Here is a 21292-nt window from a genome sequence, read left to right on the forward strand (position 1 = left end):
CCCGGGGCCGCGGCCCCACGCGGCGGGCAGCACGAAACCCGGTCCGGGCGTGCCCGGACCGGGTCAGCGGTCAAGCTGGATTGGTTTGTCCTGCGTCAAGCGCGACGACGTTGGGACGAGGGCTCGGACTCGTCTTCGTCCTCGTCGTCCTCATCGTCGCCGTAGAGATCCGCGTACCGTGCGTACGGGTCGTCTTCCAGCTCGTCGTCATCGTCGTCTTCCTGTACTTCCGGCGGATTTACCGGCAGCGGTGACGATGCGCCCAGCTCTTCGGCCAGACGTGACAGGTCCGTGCCGCCGCTGTTGTACTTCAGCTGGCGGGCGACCTTCGTCTGCTTGGCCTTGGCCCGGCCGCGCCCCATTGGCTCGACCCCCTCAACGTGGGGCTCGACGGCCCCGAGTCTTGACACGCGTTCACGATGTGGAACGGGCTCTCGCACGAGAGTCCCGGTCCGTAGGGCTTCAACGGTACCTGCTTCCGAGGCCGCACGGTACGTCGCCCGCACGACGCGCGTCGGAGCAGGGGCCCGCCGATGGCCCGTCCTGGCTGGTCAGTCGTGATTTTACCTTCTTCCGCCGCGGTCTGGCTGCCAGGGCGTGGTAACGACCGAATCTCCAGTCTGCGGCCCGTGTCCCGGGCGGCCGGCGAAGGCCTCACGGGTGAACGACGGGCGCGGGCACACCGTACGACGGCGGGGCGGTCAGGTGTCCGCTTTGTGATGGAGGACACGCCCCCGCCGGACCGGGCGGGGGCGTGCTCACCGTGCCGTCAGTGGGCGGCCGAGGGCCGCAGCCAGCGGTCGGCCGGAGTGCGCTCGGCCATGCGCTGCTCGGCGAGGCGGTCGGCCGCCGCGGCGGGCGGGATGCCGTCGGCCGCGGCCCGCTCGAAGATCGCCAGCGTCGTGTCGAAGATCTTCGTCGCCTTGGTGCGGGCCCGCTCGAAGTCGAAGCCGTGCAGTTCGTCGGCGACCTGGATCACGCCGCCCGCGTTCACCACGTAGTCGGGCGCGTACAGGATGCCGCGGTCGGCGAGGTCCTTCTCGACACCGGGGTGCGCGAGCTGGTTGTTGGCCGCGCCGCAGACGACCGCGGCGGTGAGCACCGGCACGCTGTCGTCGTTGAGGGCGCCACCCAGCGCGCAGGGCGCGTACACGTCCAGCGGGGTCCTGATCAGGACGTCAGCGTCGGTGACGGCGGTGACCTGGGGGTGACGGGAGGTGATCCGCTCGACGGCTTCGCCGCGAACGTCGGTGACCACGACCTCGGCGCCGTCCTTGAGCAGGTGCTCCACCAGGTGGTGCCCGACCTTGCCGACGCCCGCGACGCCGACCCGGCGGCCGCGCAGCGTGGGGTCGCCCCACTTGGCCTGGGCGGCGGCCCGCATGCCTTGGAAGACGCCCCAGGCGGTCAGCACCGAGGAGTCGCCGGCGCCGCCGTTCTCGGGCGAGCGGCCGGTGGTCCACTGCGGGTTGGCGCGGGCCACGACGTCCATGTCGGCGACGTACGTGCCGACGTCGCAGGCGGTCACGTAGCGGCCGCCGAGCGAGGCCACGAAGCGGCCGTAGGCCAGCAGCAGTTCCTCGGACTTGACGGTGTCCGGGTCGCCGATGATCACGGCCTTGCCGCCACCGAGGTCCAGCCCGGCGAGCGCGTTCTTGTACGACATGCCGCGGGCGAGGTTGAGCGCGTCGGCGACGGCCTCCTCGTCGGAGGCGTACGCGTGGAAGCGGGTGCCGCCGAGGGCCGGGCCCAGGGCGGTGGAGTGGATCGCGATGACGGCCTTGAGGCCCGTGGCGCGGTCCTGGCACAAGACGACCTGCTCGTGTCCTCCCTGATCCGATCGGAACAGGGTCCACAAGGGGGAGACGAGGCCGGATGTCTGACGTACGTCGGTCACTGTGGTGACTCCCGATGTCCAGAGGTCGCCCTCCGAGCGGGTGGGGAGGGCCGGTTGCGAGAAGAGTAGAGCCACCTGGTCGTGCGCATGCTCCCAGTGTCGTGGATCACTCCCGGTGGGGGAAGCGGCGTGGGACGATGCAGGGCGTATGCCGTCGTGAGGGAGCGGGTGTGGGCTTGTCTTCGGTACTGGTCCCGTACGCGTCGTATCTGCGCGTGTACGAGCCGCTGGCGGCCTTTCCGGAGCCCGAACGGGGCCGTTGGTACCGGTATGCCGCGGCGGGTGCGGAACGGACCGCACAGGACGAACTGCGCCAGTCCCTGGCGGACCTCCTGCCTGTCCCCCCGGTGCCCGTTCCGGTGCACGAGAGCCGGGACGCCTTCGTGGCCGTCGTCGACGGTGTGACGCACGTCTGCCCCTGGCGCACCCGGCTGCGCGGCTGGCTGGCCCTGGAGGAGCTCACCGAGGAGTTCCCCACCGCGGTGCTGGACGCCGTGCTGCCCAAGGTCGTGCGGGAGCAGGCGGCGGCCGACTTCGCGGCGTGGCGGGCGGAGAAGCCGGAGAACGCCGACGCGCGGCCGTGGATCCGCAGCGCGACCTGGCATGTCCCGGTGCGCTGGTTCACGCTGTTCGACGACTCGGAGCGGGAGTACGAGCTGGCCGGCGCCGGCGAGTCCAAGCAGCCGGTGATGCGCTACCGGACCCCCATGGTGCAGGCCCGCCGGCGCACGGCGCGCGGCCTTCGGGTGCTGAAGGATTCACTCGAAGAGGGTGCACTGATCGACGGCCTGGTGGATGTGGGGCGCTGGCTGGAGGAGTTCCACCCGCGGTCGCTCGTCGAGCTCGACTACGGCGGTCTCGTCCACGTGATCTCCCAGGAGCGGCTCGCCGAGGACCACTCGGCCACCGATGTGGCCGACGCGCTGGCGGCGCTGCGCGACGGGGACGGCGACCGGGCCGGTGAGGCGTACGAGCGTCTCACCGATCGCTGGCGGGCTGTCCGGGAGCTCCAGTACGCGAGTTGAGGGACCGTCGGAAGTCCTGTGGCCGGGGGACCTTGGTCCCGAGTACGGTCGACCGGTACCTTTGGCCTAAGGGTGACGTAAAGCACCTTTGGGGGGCTTGCCCTCATCCCTACCCCCCATGACAATATGGGACATCGGGTCCGTAAGGACCTTATTCCGTCTGCTTGGGCGGAATGTCCGGTATTGCATCCCTTGAGGTGGGGCTGTTGCTCGTGGGTTGGCTGTGACTGATCGTCACTCAGGTGTGACTGTCCGTTATGGCCCGGTCCATCGGCTTCCGTCGAGCTTAGACACCTCGGAGGGCAAATCCATCGGTTTGGCCGACACGGCTGGACAGATGGTGTAGTTGTAGTGCCGAGGACAAGCCGTTCGTCCTATTACCGACTCGGCCCGCGTCCGCCATTTCGGGCAACGCGGGTCAAGGTGCAGAATTTAGAGGAAAGAACCGTGTTGGTTCGGTTCTCTCGAGGAGGCCGCTCATGACCGCTCGCACCCCTGATGCCGAGCCGCTGCTGACCCCCGCTGAGGTCGCCACGATGTTCCGCGTGGACCCGAAGACGGTCACGCGCTGGGCCAAGGCTGGCAAGCTCACGTCCATCCGCACGCTCGGCGGGCATCGCCGCTACCGCGAGGCGGAGGTCCGTGCACTGCTGGCGGGCATTCCGCAGCAGCGCAGCGAGGCCTGACCTGATCCAACGGGCGCTCGTGCAGGGCCCCCAACCTGCCGAAACGTCCGCTCCAACGGCTCCCTGCCCCCATCGGGGAAGCCCAAGGGAACTCAGATCGCACCGGAGTCCGCCGGCTCCGGTGCGATCTTTTTTGTGCGCCTCATGTGTCCGTCTTGTGCAGACGTGAGGCTCATGGGCACGGTGCAATTGCACATATTAAATTGACGGTTCCCCAGGAGCCCTCAAGTTCCCCCAGAGTCGGAACTTTTGACGTGACTCCCGTCACATGCCCAGGCCTTGCCTCAGATGTTCCCGGTGCGGTAGTGACGTTCCGCACGTCGTGCGGTGTGCGGCGTGCGTTGTGCGCTGTGCGGCCGCCGGACCCGGCAGGCGGTCCCCGGCGGCCCCGGCGGGTCGGTGGCGGCCCCAACCGCCCGTGGAGGACCGGACGGTGGAGCCGGATGCCGTCGGCCGTCCGCCGACCCGCCCGGCGGCCGTCCGTCGCCGGCTGAGGCCATGAGCCAGACGTACCACGCAAGAAGGCCCGGATCCAGGGGATCCGGGCCTTCCTTTACTGCGGTCCTGACGGGATTTGAACCCGCGGCCTCCACCTTGACAGGGTGGCGAGCACTCCAAACTGCTCCACAGGACCAGGTTTCGCCGCCCTCTTTCCTGGCGACGAGGATGACTGTACAGCAGGTCAGAGGGTGAAAGCGAACCGGATACCGGGCGGCCTGCGAGCGGACCGCCGGGGTCCCCCGGGGGTCAGCCCCAGGCCTCGTCCAGCGCCTTGAAGATGCGCTTGTCGGAGACCGGGAACGCGGTGCCGAGGGCGTGCGCGAAGTAGCTCACCCGCAGCTCCTCGATCATCCAGCGGATGTCGCTCACCCGATCGGGGACGGGACGCCCGGCCGGCCGCGCGGCGAGCAGCTCGGCGTACTCGGCCTGGATCTCCCGGACCTTCTCCATGCGCGTGGTGTCGCGCTGGGCGCCGCTGGGCATCTGCTGCAGCCGCCGGTCCACCGCGACCAGGTAGCGCATCAGGTCCGGCAGCCGGCGCACCCCCGTGCCGGTCACGAAGCCGGGGTGCACCAGGGCCGCCAGCTGCTCCTTGACGTCCGCGAGGTTGGCGACCAGCGCCAGGCTCTGGGTGGCCTTCAGACGGCGCTCACAGGCCTGCCAGGCGGCCAGCACCTGCCGGACCTGCCCCACCGCCTTGATGGTCAGCTCGACCAGCTCCGCGCGCACGGAGTCGTAGAGCTTGCGGAAGGACTCCTCGTCCCAGACCGGTCCGCCGTTGTCGGCGATGAGCCGGTCGGCGGCGGCGGTCACGCAGTCGTCGAAGAGGGCGGCCACCGAGCCGTGCGGGCTGCGCGACAGGGCGAGCTTGTCCTGGTTGGACAGCCGGTCCGCGACGAACTTCGCCGGGTTGGCGGGCACGTTCAGCAGGATCAGCCGGCGGGTGCCGCGCCACATCGCCTCGGCCTGCTCGGCCTCGGTGTCGAAGAGCTGCACACCCACGCTCTCGCCCTCGTCCACCAGCGCCGGGTACGCCTTGACCGGCTGCCCGGCCCGCCGGGTCTCGAAGGTGCGCGGCAGGGTGCCCACGGTCCACTGCTTCAGACCCGTGCGCCGCTCGATGCCGATGGAGCCCGCCGCGTCGAAGGCCTTGCTGATAGCGGCCTTGGTCTTCGGCCGGAGGCTGAGCTTGAGCGCCTCCAGGTCCTTGTCCTCGGCCAGTTTGCGGCGCCGCTCGTCGGTCACCCGGAAGGTGATCTTCAGATGGTCGGGCACCTTGGCGAGGTCGAAGTCCTCGGCCGTGACCGGCACGCCCACCATGCGCTGCAACTCCCGCGCCAGCGTCTCCGGGAGAGGGTCCTGCACCGGTACGACACGGTCCAGGAACGCCTTCGCGTAGTTCGGCGCCGGTACGTAGTGCCGGCGGATCGCCTTGGGCAGCGAGCGGATGAGCTCGGTGACGACCTCCTCGCGCAGGCCCGGGATCTGCCAGTCGAAGCCGTCCGGGGTGATCTGGTTGAGCACCTGCAGCGGGACGTGGACGGTCACGCCGTCCGCGTCGGCGCCGGGCTCGAACTGGTACGTCACCCGCAGCTTGAGCTTCCCCTGGCGCCACGAGTCGGGGTAGTCGTCCTTGGTGACGGCCTCGGCGTTCTCGTTGATGAGCATGGAGTGCTCGAACGTGAGCAGCTCCGGCTTCTCGCGGCGCTCCTGCTTCCACCAGGAGTCGAAGTGCGCCCCGGAGACGACATGTTCGGGCACCACGCGGTCGTAGAAGTCGAAGAGCGTCTCGTCGTCCACGAGGATGTCGCGGCGCCGCGCCCGGTGCTCCAGCTCCTCGACCTCCGCGAGCAGTTTGCGGTTGTCGTGGAAGAACTGGTGGTGGGTCCGCCAGTCGCCCTCGACCAGCGCGTTGCGGATGAACAGCTCGCGGCTGGTCTCCGGGTCGATCTTCCCGTAGTTGACCTTGCGGTCGGCGACGATGGGCACGCCGTACAGCGTCACCTTCTCCAGCGCCATGACCGCGGCCTGGTCCTTCTCCCAGTGCGGCTCGCTGTAGGACCGTTTCACCAGGTGCTGGGCGAGCGGCTCGATCCACTCCGGCTCGATGCGGGCGTTGACCCGCGCCCACAGCCGCGAGGTCTCCACCAGCTCGGCGGACATGATCCAGCGCGGCGGCTTCTTGAAGAGCGACGAGCCGGGGAACACCGCGAACTTGGCGCTGCGGGCCCCCAGGAACTCGTTCTTGCTGTCGGTGTCCTTCAGGCCGATGTGCGACAGCAGGCCGGCCAGCAGAGACTGGTGCACATGCTGGGCGTTGACCTCGTGGTCGCCCTCGGCGAGGTGGATGCCCATCGTCTTGGCGACCGTGCGCAGCTGGCTGTAGATGTCCTGCCACTCGCGGATGCGCAGGTAGTTGAGGAACTCCGAGCGGCACATCCGGCGGAAGGCGGAGGACGACAGCGCCTTCTGCTGCTCGCGGACGTAACGCCACAGGTTGAGCAGCGCCATGAAGTCGCTGGTCTCGTCCGCGAACCGGCGGTGCTTCTCGTCCGCCTGCTGCTGCTTGTCCTGGGGGCGCTCGCGCGGGTCCTGGATCGACAGGGCGGCCGCGATCACCATGACCTCGCGGACCACGCCGTTGCGCTCCGCCTCCAGCACCATCCGGGCCAGCCGCGGGTCCACCGGCAGCTGGGAGAGCTTGCGGCCGGTCTGGGTGAGCTTCTGGCCGTCCAGCGCGCCCAGTTCCTGGAGCAGCTGGACGCCGTCCTTGATGTTCCGGGCGTCCGGCGGGTCGATGAAGGGGAAGCGGGCGATGTCGCCGAGGCCAGCGGCGGTCATCTGGAGGATGACGGAGGCCAGGTTGGTGCGCAGGATCTCGGCGTCGGTGAACTCCGGGCGGGACAGGAAGTCGTCCTCGGAGTACAGCCGTACGCAGATGCCGTCCGCGAGCCGGCCGCAGCGGCCCTTGCGCTGGTTGGCGCTGGCCTGGCTGATCGGCTCGATCGGCAGCCGCTGCACCTTGGTGCGGTGGCTGTAGCGGGAGATGCGGGCGATGCCCGTGTCGATCACGTAGCGGATGCCGGGGACGGTGAGCGAGGTCTCCGCGACGTTGGTGGCCAGCACGATGCGGCGGCCCGTACCGCGCTGGAAGACCCGGTGCTGCTCGGCGGAGGACAGCCGCGCGTACAGCGGCAGCACCTCGGTGAACCGCAGCTGCCGCTTGTTGAGGGCGTCGGCGGTGTCGCGGATCTCCCGCTCGCCGGAGAGGAAGACCAGGATGTCGCCGGGGCCCTCGGCCTGGAGCTCGTCGACCGCGTCGCAGATCGCGGTGACCTGGTCGCGGTCGTCGTTGTCGGCCTCTTCCGCCAGAAGCGGCCGGTAGCGCACCTCGACCGGGTACGTGCGCCCGCTGACCTCCACGATCGGGGCGTCGCCGAAGTGCCGCGAGAAGCGCTCCGGGTCGATCGTCGCGGAGGTGATCACGACCTTGAGGTCGGGGCGGCGGGGCAGCAGCTGGGCGAGATAGCCCAGGATGAAGTCGATGTTGAGGCTGCGCTCGTGCGCCTCGTCGATGATGATCGTGTCGTACTGCAGCAGCTCCCGGTCCGTCTGGATCTCGGCGAGCATGATGCCGTCCGTCATCAGCTTGACCAGCGTGCTGTCGCCGACCTGGTCGGTGAAGCGGACCTTCCAGCCGACCGCCTCGCCCAGCGGGGTGCGCAACTCCTCCGCGACGCGCTCGGCGACCGTGCGGGCCGCGATCCGGCGGGGCTGGGTGTGGCCGATCAGGCCGCGCACGCCGCGGCCCAGCTCCAGGCAGATCTTCGGGATCTGGGTCGTCTTGCCGGAACCGGTCTCGCCCGCGACGATCACGACCTGGTGGTCCCGGATCGCCTCGAGGATCTCGTCCTTCTTCCGGCTGACCGGCAACTGCTCCGGGTACGAGATCGCGGGTATGGCCGTGCGCCGTGCCTCGACCTTGAGCGAGGCCTTGTCGATCTCGGCCCCGATCTCCGCCAGCACCGCGGTCCGGGCCTCCGGCTTGCGAATACGGCGTGCGCCGTCCAGGCGGCGGCCGAGGCGCTGCGCGTCGCGCAGGGTCAGCTCGGTCAGCCGGGTGCCGAGCTCGGCGAATGCGGGGGTGGGGGGCTGCGTAGACATACGCGTTCCAGCATCGCATTCGGTGCGGCCCGCGGGCGAACCCATTTAGGTCACGCACCCCCGGCGCGCGACACCTGTGCGATGCGCGGGTGCCCCCGGGGGGCGGGCCGCGACATGCGGCATCCCCGGACCAGGGAGACGATCGAGGAGCGGAGTCCCCCCGGGAAGCGGGCCGTACCGCCTCGCTCTCCCGCGGACCGGGGCTCCGCGCGCGTGATCCACGACCCGGCACGTCCGCAGGAAGGACCCCACCATGGCCGCTCCCACCGTTGTGATCACCGGCGCGCTCACCGGCATCGGCCGTGCCGCCGCGGAGGCCTACGCGCGCCAGGGCGCGAACGTCGTGGTCTCCGGCCGCCACCAGGAGGCTGGCGAGCAGCTCGCCGGGGAGCTGGGCGCGCTCGGCGGCCGGGCGGAGTTCGTCAGGACCGATGTGCGCCTGGAGGCCGAGGTGCAGCGGCTGATGGAGCACGCCGTGCAGACGTACGGGAAGATCGACGTCGCCTTCAACAACGCCGGCACCGAGGGCACCCCCGGCGGCGTCGAGGACATCACCGACAAGGAGTACGACGACGTCTTCGACACCAATGTGCGCGGCACGGTGCTGAGCATGAAGCACGAGTTCCGCGCCATGAAGCAGGGCGGCGGCGGCAGCATCGTCAACATCAGCTCCACCTACGGCCAGATGGGCTTCCCGGGCGCCTCCCTGTACGTGGCCAGCAAGCACGCCGTCATCGGCATCACCAAGGTGGCGGCCATCGAGGGCGCGCTGCACGGCATCCGGGTGAACGCGGTGGCTCCCGGCTTCACCCGCACCGCCATGTACGAGCGGGTCACCGCCTCGGACGCGTTCCGCCAGGCGGTGGACTCCATCCTGCCGCTGCACCGCCCGGGCACCCCGGAGGAGATCGCGGACGCCGTGGTGTTCCTCGGCTCCGACAAGGCCTCGTACATCACCGGGCAGACCCTCACCCTGGACGGCGGGCTCATGGCCGGCTGGCCGCTCTTCCCGGTCGGCTGACCTCGCGCGCCGCGGCGCCGGTGCCATGGACACAACGCAGAACCCCCGCCGAGGAATCTCGGCGGGGGTTCCTGCCCTTGCGGGCTGCTGTGGCTGGGGCCGGGGTCGAACCGGCGACCTATCGCTTTTCAGGCGATCGCTCGTACCAACTGAGCTACCCAGCCAGCGCGGTCCTGACGGGATTTGAACCCGCGGCCTCCACCTTGACAGGGTGGCGAGCACTCCAAACTGCTCCACAGGACCTTGCTTTGCGCTTCTCTGTGCGAGACACAGTCTCGCACAGGTCAGTGCGTGCCCCCAACGGGATTCGAACCCGTGCTACCGCCTTGAAAGGGCGGCGTCCTGGGCCACTAGACGATGAGGGCTGATGGCCCGCCGGGCGGTGTTTCGGCCGTCGGGGACGTGAGAAGCATATGGGATGCAGCGGGGGATCGCCAAAACGCTTTAGCCCGCGCCCGTCGGGCGGACCGCGGGGGACGGTTCCCGCCCCGGCGTCACCTCCTCCGGCAGATGGCGGGAGACCTCGGCCGTCGACTGCCCCAGACCGCCCAGCGTGATCTCGTCCCAGGCCTGCAGGGCGTGGGTGTCGCGGTCCAGGTAGAGCACCGACGCCTCCACCTTCTGCGGCGTGTCGCCCTCCACGGCGCGCAGCCCGCCGCCGCCCGTCGTGCCCTGCACCATCAGGCGGCTGCCGTGCTGCAGGACGCTGACGTCGCGCTGATGGGTGTGCCCGGCCAGGATCAGCGGGACGGTGCCGTCCGCCTGGGCGGCCGCGATGGGGTTGTGGGCGATGGCGATGTCGACCGTTCGGCCGGCCGCGTCCTGCCGCCGGATGGAGTCGGCCAGCCGCTGCCCGGCCCGGCGTTCCGCCGCGTCGCCCGCCGCCTCGACCGAGCGGTCGGGGGTGAACTGCGGGTCGCCGATACCGGCGATCCGCAGCCCCTTCACGACCGCCGACTCCCCGTTGTCCACCACGACGGCCCCCTTGCGCGCCGCCACCGCGCGCTGGCTGTCCATGGAGTCGTGGTTGCCGCGCACGAAGACATAGGGCGCGCCCAGGTCCGGGATCGCGGAGGTGAAGCCGTTCTCGGCGGTGGTGCCGTGGTCCATCAGATCGCCGGTGTCGATGATGACGTCGATCCGGTACTCGGCGACGACGGACTGGATGATCTGCCAGGCCGCCGGGTTGAGGTGGATGTCCGAGACGTGCAGCACCCGCAGGGTCGACGGGTCGGGGCTGTACGCGGGCAGCGTGGAGGTCGCGTCGTACAGCCGGGTCATGTTGGTGACCAGGCGTGCCAGCTCCTGCTGGTAGACGTCGAAGTCGCTGACGATGCTACGGGCGTTGCCGACCACGGACGGCGCGCTGCTCAGCAGCCCGGAGAACTTGGGCTCCAGGACGCTGCGCGGGTTCCACGTCCCGTACGCCGTGCCCGCGCAGGCCGCCAGCACCGCCAGCGACAGACCGCCGGCGGCCAGCGCCCTGCGCGGCGTGCGGTAGACGGCCAGGCCCAGGGCGGTGGCGCCGGTCAGCACGGCCAGCGTTGTGCGCAGCGCGAGCTGCACGGTGCTGTTCCGCACGTCCGTGGCGATCTCGTCCTGGAGCCCGCTCAGCCGCTCCGGGTGCCGGACCAGGGCCTGGGCGCGCTCGGGGTCGAGGGTGTCGACGTCCACCACCAGCCGCAGCGGCCCGTCGTGGCTGTCCAGCTGAAGGGCGCCCAGCGGCGCCACGTTCACCCTGGTGTCCCCGGTCCACGACGGGTGCAGGGACATCCGGGTGTTCATCGGCCCCACCGGTTCCTTGATGCTCCCCAGCACCACCAGCCCGAGCCAGCCGCCGATCAGGGTGACGGCGACCAGCGCGAGCGCGGTGAGCCAGGGACGGCGCGGCGCGCCGAGCTCGGGGACGGCGGGGGCGGCGGGACCGGTGCGGGGAGAGACCGAGGGGGAGGAGCGCCGAAGGGTACGGCGCAGCGCGGACCGGACGCGGTGCGGCAGATCTCGGAGCATTGCCGACGTATGCCCTTCTCCTCCCCGGCGTATGCCGTCAGCCCCAGCCCAGCTCGTGGAGGCGCTCCTCCTCGATGCCGAAGTGGTGCGCCACTTCGTGGACGACGGTCGTGGCGACCTCCTCCACGATCTCCTCCGCGGTGGAGCACAGCCGCAGTGTCGGACCCCGGTAGATCGTGATGCGGTCCGGCAGCACCCCGGCGTACCACTCGCCGCGCTCGGTCAGCGGAGTTCCCTCGTACAGGCCGAGCAGTTCGGGGTCGGCCGGGTCGGGTTCGTCCTCGACGAACACCGCCACGTTGTCCATGACCCGGGCCAGCTCGGGGGGGATCCGGTCCAGCGCGTCGCTGACCAGTTCCTCGAACGCTTCGCGCGACATCTCCAGCACACCGCCCATTGTCCGGGACGGCCGGTCGATCGGGCAGTGTCCGACGCGGATCGGATCACACGGGCGCGGCACCCCGCGAAGGCGCGACCGCGCCCGACCCTGGTCGGCGCGCCGCACAATCCGGTGCCGAGTCGGAGTCGGAGCCGCGCGGACGCCCCGGCGGCGACATGCCGCCCCAGGGGCGCGGGGAACGGCGCGACCAGCCCGAGCGGACCCGCCACGGCCCCACGCAGGGCAGCCCGCGGTACCCGTGCGGGGGACCGCCGGTGACCGCGCCCGGGATTCGTGCCGGGCCTGGACCGCACGGTCCGTCAGATGACGCAGGAGTGCGCCGATCGCGGCCCCGATCGCGACGAGCAGTCAGTTCATCCGCGGTCCCTTCGGTCGGTGCCGCGCACGGCCGCGGCCGGAGAGCGGTGACCTGCGTCACGCCCTCTCCGTGTGGCGGGACGGCGACGTGGCCGGCAGCCGCTGCACGCCGAGCGCCGAGCAGCCGGCCGCGTTCACCAGGAACGCCGCCCCCGGGAAGGCCCCGCCGCAGCCCCGCCCCGGAGCGGGCGAACGTCCCGGCCGCCCCGGCGTGCGCGGCGGGTCGCGCCCCTGCCCAGGACGGTGTCCGGGCGCCGCGGCGGGAGGGCCGGCCGGGGGGCGTGCGGCCGTGTGCGTGTCCCCAGGGGCCGCGGGCCCGTTGGGCAGCGCGGAACCCGCTCCGTCGGGCGACTGCCTCCGGAGCCTCCTCAGATGTCCCTCCACTCTCCTCAGACCTTCCGAGGTGCTCCCGTGACCCCTGCCACAGCCCGCGCGCGCACGGCGGCCGTACTGCTTCTCCCCGTACTCGCCCTGGGGTCCCTGACCGGCTGCATGACCGTCGGCGGCACGGGCAGCGACGCCAAGCCCGACGGGGTCTCCTCCGGGATCGCCGGTGAGGACGGCGGGGCGGGCGGCACCGGCTCGGACGGCGGTCTGGGCCTGCCCGCCGCCGTTCCGGGCGCCCCCGTGGGCCGGCCGGGACGGCCGGGGCACTCCCCGTCGGCCTCGGGATCCCCGTCGGCGACCGCGCAGGAGTCCGTGCCGGGGCCGACGCAGGGCCCTGGCGGCCCGCACAGCGGCAAGCCCTCGGGGCGGCCGTCGTCCTCGCCCCGGCCCTCCACGCCGGCGTCCCCGACCGAACGGCCCTCGACCTCGTCGTCGCCCGGCGGCGAGTCCTCGGCGCCGCCCTCCGGCGGCCCCTCGCCCGAACCGTCGCCCTCCAGCGCGCCCTCCGCGAACGGGGCTGTCTGAGGCGTCCAGGACCGAATTGGCCAAAGCGGTCTTCTATGCGTATGCTGGCAGATCGTTTGATCCCCTTGCCCGGCGCCGAACCGAGACGCGCCGCGTTGGCGCGTTCCTTTTCTCCTGTGGCTGACCGCATAGAGGCGGTTGTAAGCAACCTCCGGAGCTGGCGCGTGCCGAAATCTCCGAGAGGTTTTAGCTTCAGCATGTCTATTGACACTGCCGACCGTTCCGCCATGCCCTTCGACACCAACGACAGCGACACCGCTGACGCCGTCAGCACCGCTGACGCGGCCGTCACCGAGGAGCAGACCGCTCCCGAGGTCACCTTCGGCGACCTGGGCCTGCCCGAGGCCATCGTCCGCAAGCTGGCGCAGAACGGTGTCACCACCCCCTTCCCGATCCAGGCCGCGACCATCCCGGACGCCCTGGCCGGCAAGGACATCCTCGGCCGAGGCCGCACCGGCTCCGGCAAGACGCTCTCCTTCGGCCTGCCGCTGCTCACGCAGCTCTCCGGCGGCCACACCGACCGCAAGCGTCCGCGCGGTGTGATCCTCACCCCGACCCGCGAGCTGGCGATGCAGGTCGCCGACGCCCTCCAGCCGTACGGCGACGTCCTCGGCCTGAAGATGAAGGTCGTCTGCGGCGGTACGTCGATGCAGAACCAGATCTACGCGCTGGAGCGCGGCGTCGACATCCTCGTCGCCACCCCGGGCCGGCTGCGGGACCTGATCGACCGCGGCGCGTGCTCGCTGGACCAGGTGCAGATCGCCGTCCTCGACGAGGCCGACCAGATGGCCGACATGGGCTTCCTGCCCGAGGTCACCGAGATCCTCGACCTGGTTCCCCAGGGCGGCCAGCGGCTGCTGTTCTCCGCCACGCTGGAGAACGAGATCGACACGCTGGTCAAGCGCTACCTGAAGAACCCGGTCACGCACGAGGTCGACCCCTCGGCGGGCGCGGTCACCACCATGACCCACCACGTGCTGATCGTGAAGCCCAAGGACAAGGCGCCGGTCACCGCGGCGATCGCCGCCCGAAAGGGCCGCACCATCATCTTCGTCCGCACCCAGATGGGCGCCGACCGCGTCGCCGAGCAGCTGCGCGAGGCGGGCGTCAAGGCCGACGCCCTGCACGGCGGCATGACCCAGGGCGCGCGCACCCGCACCCTGGCCGACTTCAAGGACGGTTACGTCAACGTCCTGGTCGCCACGGACGTCGCGGCGCGCGGCATCCACGTCGACGGCATCGGCCTGGTGCTGAACGTGGACCCGGCCGCCGACCACAAGGACTACCTGCACCGCTCGGGCCGCACCGCCCGCGCGGGCGAGTCCGGCACGGTCGTCTCCCTGGCCCTGCCGCACCAGCGCAAGCAGATCTTCCGGCTGATGGAGGACGCGGGCGTCGACGCCTCGCGCCACATCGTCGGCGGCGCCGGCGCGTTCGACGAGGACGTCGCCAAGATCACCGGCGCGCGTTCGCTGACCGAGGTCCAGGCCGACGCGGCCGGCAACGCCGCGCAGCAGGCCGAGCGCGAGGTCGCCGACCTCACCAAGTCCCTGGAGCGCGCGCAGCGTCGGGCCTCCGAACTGCGCGACGAGGCCGACCGCCTCACCGCCCGCGCCGCCCGCGAACGCGGTGACGACCCCGAGGCCGCCGTCGCCGCCGCGCAGGCCGAGGCCGCCGAGGCGGTCGCCGCCGCTGCCGCCGCGGTCCCGGCGCAGGCCGAGGCCCCCGCGGAGCCGGCCGAGCAGCGCACCTTCCAGCGCCGCGACGACCGGGGCAACTACGAGCGCCGCCGCGACGACCGTCCGTCGTACGGCAACCGGGACCGTGACCGCGGCGACCGGGACCGGGGCGGCTACGAGCGCCGTGACGACCGTCCGTCGTACGGCAACCGCGACCGCCGCGACGACCGTCCGGCCCGTCCGTCCCACGACCGTCGCGACGACCGTCCGTCCTACGGCAACCGCGAGCGCCGTGACGACCGCCCGTCGTACGGCAACCGCGAGCGCCGTGACGACCGCCCGTCGTACAACAGCCGTGACCGCCGCGACGACCGTCCGGCTCGTCCGTCCTACGAGCGCCGTGACGACCGTCCGTCGTACGGCAACCGCGACGACCGCCCGGCGGCCCGCTCCTACGACCGTCCGTTCAACCGCGACCGCCGTGACGACCGCCCGTCGTCCTTCGGCCGCGACCGCGACAACAACGACCGCCGCCCGTACGGTCGTCGTGACGACCACCGCCCCGGCACCACCGGCACCGGGACGGGCACCGGCTCCTTCGGCCGCCGTGACGACAAGCCGCGCTGGAAGCGCAACGGCTGACGCTTTTCGCCCAGCCTGAACGAAGGGGCCCGGCAGGTGAACACCACCTGCCGGGCCCCTTCGCGTACCCCCGCGGCTTCCGGGGTCTGCGAGGCGGCTGTTAAGGTCCGTGCTAATTGCGTGGGGGGTACAAGCCGGGGGGCTTGGGGGATTCCGCGGCGCCGCGCGCCGCGACACCAGTGACCGCTGTGCCGCTGCGCTTCTTCGTGACTTTCAGGAGGAACGGGTGGCCAGACGTGCCCTCGTCCGTATCGCCGCCATGACCGCAGTCCTGTCGTGTGCGGTTGCCGTGGGCTTCGGTCCGCCTCAGACTCCGGCCCGGGCGGCGACGCCGCAGGAGACGGTGATCCCGGCCGTGCCTCGTACGATGCCGCGGGCGGCGTTCCTGCAGAGCGCAGGCGCCTCCGGTTTCCTGGAGTACCGGTCCGACGTTCCGGGCGGGGCCTTGTTCTGGACCCGTAACGACGGTACCCGCGAGAAGCTGGACGACCCGGGACGCCACGGTCCGGCCACAGCGGGCACCTATGGCGTCTCTGACGTCGTCGCCCTGGAGTACAAGCGCCAGGTCGTCCTGAGGGACATGGTGAACGGCACTGTGGACAACGTCACCGTGCCCACGGGGCAGACCTACATGCAGAGCTACGGGCGAACGGTCCTCACCGGCCAAGGGACTGGTGACCAGCGCGTCGGACTGCACCTTCTGCACGACGCCCACGGCACCACCGTGGACGTCCCGGTCACTGGGCTGCCGGAGGGTTCGGTCCTTCCTTCCTACCCGGACGGATCCAGTGACGGATTCCTGTTGTACGTCGACCTCCCCGGCGCCTCCACGGCCGCCTACGCCTGGGTCGATCTGACCGATGGGAAGACGGTCATGCTTCCCAAGGGAGTCGCCAACCTGAACTCGATGGTCACTGCGCAGTACGTCCTGACGCAAAGGCCCGGCACGGTGACGCTCTACGCGCACGGGAACTGGGACGCTCCCGCTCACACTGTCGCGGTGCCCAGCGACGTGAGGGTTGTAGGCGCGGTGGGCGACGCCCTTGTCGTGGCACGCCACGTGCCGGAATACGGCGAGGCGGATTCGGCCAGGGCCGTATGGCGGTTGTCCGCCGTACCCTTCGACGGCTCCGCTGAGCGCACTCTGGCCACCCGTGCGTCCGAGGAGGTGGTCTCGGCTTCGGACGGTGGTCTGGTCTTCGCGGGCGGCGAGTCCGCAACCGACTACGGGATCGGGAAAATCACCGCCGATGCCGACGGGCATCCACAGGTCGCGCGCATCGTCGAGCTGCCGCCCGTGCCCATGGCCGTCGCGGAGCTCACGGTGGCCAACGGCCGACTCGTCACGTTGGAGACCGGCAATGGCCACACCACCTTCTACGGCCGTGATCTGAGCGGCATCTCACAGGTGCAGTACGGCGCGCGGCAGCAAGTGGCCCCCATGACGCGCGTTCACGACAACTGCACCGCGGAGTGCCCGCCGATCAAGGCCACCGGTGACGGGCGGATCGTGTACACGGGCGTAGCGTCCGTCGGCACCGCGCAGAGTCTCTACGTCATGAACGACGGGCCGGCGAGCGCGGTGACCGAGTACGCTACGGGCTTCTCCGGTATCGAGAACGTGGCGCTCCGGGCCGCTTCGGGCCGCACGGCGGTCGTCGGGTTTTGGAACGGCATCAACAACTACAACTTCACGGACATCGACACCGGCCGAGTCGTACGCAAGCTGCCGCAGTCACCTTGGGCTCTATGGGGACACACCCTGTGGACGCCGACGGGCACCACCGGTGTCAACGCCCAGGACGTTCGGTCCGGGGCACGGATCATGTCCTTCCCGATGACCGGCTGCACCGGTTCCGCGATCGTGAATGCGGTGAGCCACTGGGTCAACTGGTCCTGTACCGAATGGGAAAAAGTCACGTCAGCTGTCTACGACACCCTGACGAAAAAGCAGATCGCGCTTCCCCGGACCGACGGAGCCCTGCGATTCGGCGACGGATTCGTCGTGAACCGGGACCTGGCCGGTGGCTTGACGCTGTACGACTTCCACAGCGGAACCGTTGTGAAGCGACGGCTCGCCGAGCAGAGCGGCACGGCGTGGTCGGTGGACCCGTACACCGGCTACGTCGCGTATTCGGACGCCGCTCAAAACGTTCATGTCCTCAATGCCGGCGTGCCCACCTCCGCATTGAGCGTGCCGGACTCGCAGGTCGGGACAACCGTGGATACCGACTCCTCTCCCGTGGACTGGCGCGGCAAGTGGTGGCTGTCGAAGCCCGCCGCCTCGTGGAAGCTGGTGCTCAAGCACAAGGCGACCGGCGCTGTCGTGCGGACGCTGAGCGGCGGCGCTGCCCGATCCACGATCAGCGCGACCTGGGACGGCCGGAGTTCCAGCGGCGCCCTCCTGGCCAATGGTGCATACACCTGGACGCTCACCGCCGGCCCTGCCGATGGCACCGGCGCCGTGCTGACGAACTCCGGGAGCGTGAAGCTGAGTGGTGGAGCGGCTGTGCGACGGGATTTCGCGGGCGGTGACGGGTTCGGGGACCTGCTGACGCAGAGTTCCTCGGGGACCCTGGCCTTCCACCAGGGCGGTGCGGGCACGTTCTCGGGCTCCCTGTCGGGTGGCGGGTGGGCCACCTCGGTCACCGCGGTGCCGTTCGGCGACCTGAGCGGTGACCGGTGCAACGACGTGCTGGTGCGGCTCGGCAACGGGAGCCTGCGGGGGTACAAGCCGGCCTGCGGCAAGGCGCTGACGCCGTCGACGCCGTACACCGCGCTCGGCACCGGTTTCCAGCAGTACAACGTGCTGACCTACCCCGGTGACATCAGCGGCGACGGGCGGCCCGACCTGATCGGACGTCAGTCCTCCACCGGCGATGTCTACCTCTACAAGGCGACCGGCACGGGCACGCTGGCCTCGCGGGTCAAGATCGCTTCGAGGTGGACCGTCTTCAAGAAGCTTGTCGGCGTGGGTGATCTGAACGGCGACGGGTTCGGGGACCTGCTGGCGCAGGACACGTCGAACGAGTTGTGGCGCTTCTCCGGCGACGGCAAGGGGCACTTCAAGCCCCGTGTCCTGCTGGCCAGGAACTGGGGCGCCGCGTACAACGCGGTCGTCGGCGTCGGCGACATCACGGGCGACGGCAAGGCCGACCTGGTCGTCCGGGACACCGCGGGCGTCCTCTACCGCTACGGCGGCAACGGCAAGGGCACCTTCGGCGGGCGCGTGAAGATCGCGACCGGCTGGAAGGGCTACAAGGCCATCCTCTGATGGGAGAGAGCATGAGGAACGTGGTGGTGGGCGCCGCCCTGCTGGCGCTCACCGGGTGTGCCGGGACGGCGGCGCCGTCCGGCGCGGCGGCCCCCGTCACCGAGGCGGCGGCTCCCGCGACCGCGGCGCCCGCCCCGTCGGCCTCGACGGCCCCGGAGAAGGCCGCCGGGCACGGCTACGACCCGAGTCGCGACGCGGCCGCGGACATCGCGGCCGCCCGTACGGCGGCGAAGAAGGACGGCCGTCCCGTGCTGATCGACTTCGGCGCCGACTGGTGCCTGGACTGCGTCGTACTGGGCAAGCGCTTCCAGGAGCCGGGCCCGGCCGCCCTGCTGGCGAAGTACCACGTGGTCACCGTGGACGTCGGGGAGTTCGACCGCAATCTCGATGTGGCCGCGCGTTACGTGGACCTGGAGGGCAGCGGCATCCCGGCGCTGGTCGTGCTCGATCCCGCCTCGGGCCGGATCAAGGTGGCCACGAACGAGGGCGAGTTCTCCAACGCGCGCACGATGTCGGGGGCCCAGGTCGGCGCGTTCCTCCAGCGATGGGCATAGGCGAGACGCGCGGGACGGCACGGCGCGGGGCCGTCGCGCTCGCGGCCGCCGCGGTGTTCGCGCTCACCGGCTGCGCACGGGACGGCGACGGCCCCACGGCGCCCGCCGCGAGCGGCTTCTCGGAGGGCGGGGTCGCCGTGACCGTCCGGGTGGATTCCGGCGACGGCGCCCTGCGCGTCGTCGCCGACCTGCGGCCGGAGCGGGCCGGGTTCCACCTCTACAGCCTCGCCCTCCCCGACGGCGGCATCGACGGCATCGGCATCCCGACCCGCATCCGCGTCGAAGGCGCGCTGCGCTCGGCGGGCCCGGCGACCACCGACGCCGAGGAGCGCGGGCTGACCCCGGAAGGCCTCGGCGTGCGCCTGCCCGTCTACCGGGACGGGCAGGTCACGCTCCGGATCCCGGTGCGGCGTGTCGAGGGCGTGCGCGACGCGCGGGTGTTCCTCACCTACGGCGCGTGCAGTGAGACCGAGGGCTGCCTGGTGCCGGTACGCGACCGGCAGGTCACCGTGCCGCTCACCGGCTGACGGGAACGAGGCCGTTCCGCTCCCGTCGTCCGCAGGGCGAATACGGTCAATTTCAGCCAGCGGACGACGCATGCCGTGCCCCCGGCGAGGGAATCGCTCGGGGCATGACAATTCCAAAAGGATCGGACGAGACCAGAGGGCCCACCGCCCCGGTCACCGACGAGGAACGCCTCGCCCAACTCGGCTACACCCAGGTGCTGGCCCGCCGCATGTCCGCGTTCTCCAACTTCGCGGTCTCCTTCACGATCATCTCGGTGCTGTCCGGCTGCCTGACGCTCTACGCGTTCGGCATGAACACCGGCGGCCCCGCCGTCATCACCTGGGGCTGGGTCGGCGTCGGGCTGATGACCCTGGTCGTCGGCCTGGCCATGGCCGAGATCTGCTCCACCTACCCGACCTCCGCGGGCCTGTACTACTGGGCGTACAAGCTCGCCCCGGCGCGCAGCGCCGCCGCCTGGGCGTGGTTCGCGGGCTGGTTCAACGTGCTGGGCCAGGTCGCCGTGACCGCGGGCATCGACTTCGGTGCGGCGAGCTTCCTCAACGCGTACCTGGACCTGCAGTTCGGGTTCACCAGCACCCCCGGCCACACCATCGTGCTGTTCGCGGCGATCCTGCTGCTGCACGGGCTGCTCAACACCTTCGGCGTGCGGATCGTCGCGCTGCTCAACGACATCAGCGTCTGGTGGCACGTCCTCGGCGTCGCGCTGATCGTCGGCGTGCTCGCCGTCGTGCCCGACCGGCACCAGTCGACCTCGTTCGTCTTCACGCACTTCGTCAACAACACCGGCTGGGGCAGCGGCGTCTACGTCGTTCTGCTGGGCCTGCTCATGGCGCAGTACACCTTCACCGGCTACGACGCCTCCGCCCACATGACGGAGGAGACCCACGACGCCGCCACCGCCGGCCCGCGCGGCATCGTCCGCTCCATCTGGATCTCGTGGATCGCCGGCTTCGTGCTGCTGCTCGGCTTCACGTACGCCATCCAGTCCTACGACGACACCCTCGGCACCTCCACCGGCGTGCCGCCCGCCCAGATCCTCATCGACGGCGCCGGCGCCGTCGGGGGCAAGCTGCTGCTGCTCGTCGTCATCGGCGCCCAGCTCTTCTGCGGCATGGCCTCCGTCACCGCCAACAGCCGCATGATCTAAGCCTTCTCGCGCGACGGCGCCCTGCCGTTCTCCGCGACCTGGCGGCACATCAACCCCCGCACCAAGACCCCCACCAACGCGGTCTGGCTCGCCGCCACCGGTGCCCTCGTCCTCGGGCTGCCCTACCTGATCAACCTCACCGCGTACGCCGCCGTGACGTCCATCGCCGTCATCGGCCTCTACATCGCGTACGTCATCCCCACCCTGCTGCGCCTTCACAAGGGCGACGCCTTCGAGCGCGGGCCCTGGCACCTGGGCCGCTGGTCCCGGCCCATCGGCATTGTCGCCGTCGCCTGGGTCGGCTTCATCACGATCCTGTTCATGCTGCCCCAGGTGAGTCCCGTCACGGTGGACACGTTCAACTACGCGCCCATCGCCGTCCTGGTCGTCCTCGGCTTCGCCGCCACCTGGTGGCTGGTCTCCGCCCGCCACTGGTTCCTCCGCGACCACGCCCCCGCCCCCACCGACACCGCCGGCTGACGCCGCGGTCGCCCC

At 70.9% G+C, this 21292-nt stretch carries 13 protein-coding genes, 4 tRNA genes and 1 pseudogene; 9 read left to right on the forward strand and 9 right to left on the reverse strand.

Annotated elements, in window-relative coordinates; translation table 11 throughout:
• Positions 1 to 95: 95 nt before the first annotated feature.
• Positions 96 to 410, reverse strand: a complete 315-nt coding sequence (locus ACIP9H_RS30320; protein WP_384285307.1) for a DUF3073 domain-containing protein — start codon at positions 408 to 410, stop codon at positions 96 to 98.
• A 359-nt stretch (positions 411 to 769) separates the two neighbouring features.
• On the reverse strand, positions 770 to 1897 hold the full coding sequence (locus ACIP9H_RS30325) for a Glu/Leu/Phe/Val dehydrogenase dimerization domain-containing protein (RefSeq protein ID WP_360900441.1): 1128 nt from the start codon (positions 1895 to 1897) through the stop codon (positions 770 to 772).
• A gap of 137 nt (positions 1898 to 2034) precedes the next feature.
• On the opposite strand from ACIP9H_RS30325, the gene ACIP9H_RS30330 reads away from it, so the two are divergent.
• Both ACIP9H_RS30330 and bldC read left to right on the forward strand, forming a co-directional pair.
• Positions 2035 to 2922 carry a hypothetical protein gene (locus ACIP9H_RS30330; RefSeq protein ID WP_401961880.1) on the forward strand — a complete coding sequence of 296 codons (888 nt, stop codon included), beginning with the start codon at positions 2035 to 2037 and terminating at the stop codon, positions 2920 to 2922.
• Between the two features lie 479 nt (positions 2923 to 3401).
• Complete coding sequence (gene bldC, locus ACIP9H_RS30335; protein ID WP_003949541.1) at positions 3402 to 3608, forward strand: developmental transcriptional regulator BldC; 207 nt, start codon at positions 3402 to 3404, stop codon at positions 3606 to 3608.
• Between the two features lie 559 nt (positions 3609 to 4167).
• Here the strand turns inward: bldC and ACIP9H_RS30340 are convergent.
• A tRNA-Asp gene (locus tag ACIP9H_RS30340) sits at positions 4168 to 4242 on the reverse strand.
• A gap of 113 nt (positions 4243 to 4355) precedes the next feature.
• On the reverse strand, positions 4356 to 8273 hold the full coding sequence (hrpA, locus tag ACIP9H_RS30345) for an ATP-dependent RNA helicase HrpA (protein ID WP_401961882.1): 3918 nt from the start codon (positions 8271 to 8273) through the stop codon (positions 4356 to 4358).
• Between the two features lie 253 nt (positions 8274 to 8526).
• Between hrpA and ACIP9H_RS30350 the strand changes: the two genes are divergently transcribed.
• Complete coding sequence (locus tag ACIP9H_RS30350) at positions 8527 to 9294, forward strand: glucose 1-dehydrogenase (protein WP_360900450.1); 768 nt, start codon at positions 8527 to 8529, stop codon at positions 9292 to 9294.
• A gap of 90 nt (positions 9295 to 9384) precedes the next feature.
• Here ACIP9H_RS30350 and ACIP9H_RS30355 read toward each other — a convergent pair.
• From ACIP9H_RS30355 to ACIP9H_RS30375, 5 genes are all read right to left on the reverse strand, one after another.
• Positions 9385 to 9458, reverse strand: a tRNA-Phe gene (locus ACIP9H_RS30355).
• 4 nt (positions 9459 to 9462) lie between these two features.
• Positions 9463 to 9537 (reverse strand) — tRNA-Asp (locus ACIP9H_RS30360).
• 49 nt (positions 9538 to 9586) lie between these two features.
• A tRNA-Glu gene (locus ACIP9H_RS30365) sits at positions 9587 to 9659 on the reverse strand.
• A gap of 79 nt (positions 9660 to 9738) precedes the next feature.
• Positions 9739 to 11304: a metallophosphoesterase gene (locus ACIP9H_RS30370; protein WP_401591916.1), complete on the reverse strand. Its 1566-nt coding sequence runs from the start codon at positions 11302 to 11304 to the stop codon at positions 9739 to 9741.
• A 37-nt stretch (positions 11305 to 11341) separates the two neighbouring features.
• Positions 11342 to 11692 (reverse strand): metallopeptidase family protein, encoded by a 351-nt coding sequence (locus ACIP9H_RS30375; RefSeq protein WP_401591918.1) that lies wholly within the window; start codon positions 11690 to 11692, stop codon positions 11342 to 11344.
• A gap of 780 nt (positions 11693 to 12472) precedes the next feature.
• Here ACIP9H_RS30375 and ACIP9H_RS30380 point away from each other — a divergent pair.
• The 6 genes and pseudogenes from ACIP9H_RS30380 to ACIP9H_RS30405 all read left to right on the forward strand — a co-directional run bounded on the left by ACIP9H_RS30380 (position 12473) and on the right by ACIP9H_RS30405 (position 21277).
• Positions 12473 to 12973 (forward strand): hypothetical protein, encoded by a 501-nt coding sequence (locus tag ACIP9H_RS30380; protein ID WP_401591920.1) that lies wholly within the window; start codon positions 12473 to 12475, stop codon positions 12971 to 12973.
• 197 nt (positions 12974 to 13170) lie between these two features.
• Positions 13171 to 15294: a DEAD/DEAH box helicase gene (locus ACIP9H_RS30385; RefSeq protein WP_401961887.1), complete on the forward strand. Its 2124-nt coding sequence runs from the start codon at positions 13171 to 13173 to the stop codon at positions 15292 to 15294.
• Between the two features lie 355 nt (positions 15295 to 15649).
• Positions 15650 to 18568: an FG-GAP-like repeat-containing protein gene (locus ACIP9H_RS30390; RefSeq protein ID WP_401961889.1), complete on the forward strand. Its 2919-nt coding sequence runs from the start codon at positions 15650 to 15652 to the stop codon at positions 18566 to 18568.
• A gap of 11 nt (positions 18569 to 18579) precedes the next feature.
• Entirely contained in the window at positions 18580 to 19122 is a 543-nt protein-coding gene (locus ACIP9H_RS30395) for a thioredoxin family protein (RefSeq protein WP_401961892.1), read from the forward strand.
• Positions 19113 to 19649, forward strand: a complete 537-nt coding sequence (locus ACIP9H_RS30400; protein ID WP_401961894.1) for a hypothetical protein — start codon at positions 19113 to 19115, stop codon at positions 19647 to 19649. Before ACIP9H_RS30395 ends, ACIP9H_RS30400 begins: the two co-directional genes overlap by 10 nt.
• Before the next feature lie 104 nt (positions 19650 to 19753).
• Positions 19754 to 21277, forward strand: a pseudogene (locus ACIP9H_RS30405) (amino acid permease).
• Positions 21278 to 21292 lie beyond the last annotated feature (15 nt).

Origin of the sequence: Streptomyces sp. NPDC088732, from assembly GCF_044751205.1 — a bacterium.
GTDB lineage: Bacteria > Actinomycetota > Actinomycetes > Streptomycetales > Streptomycetaceae > Actinacidiphila.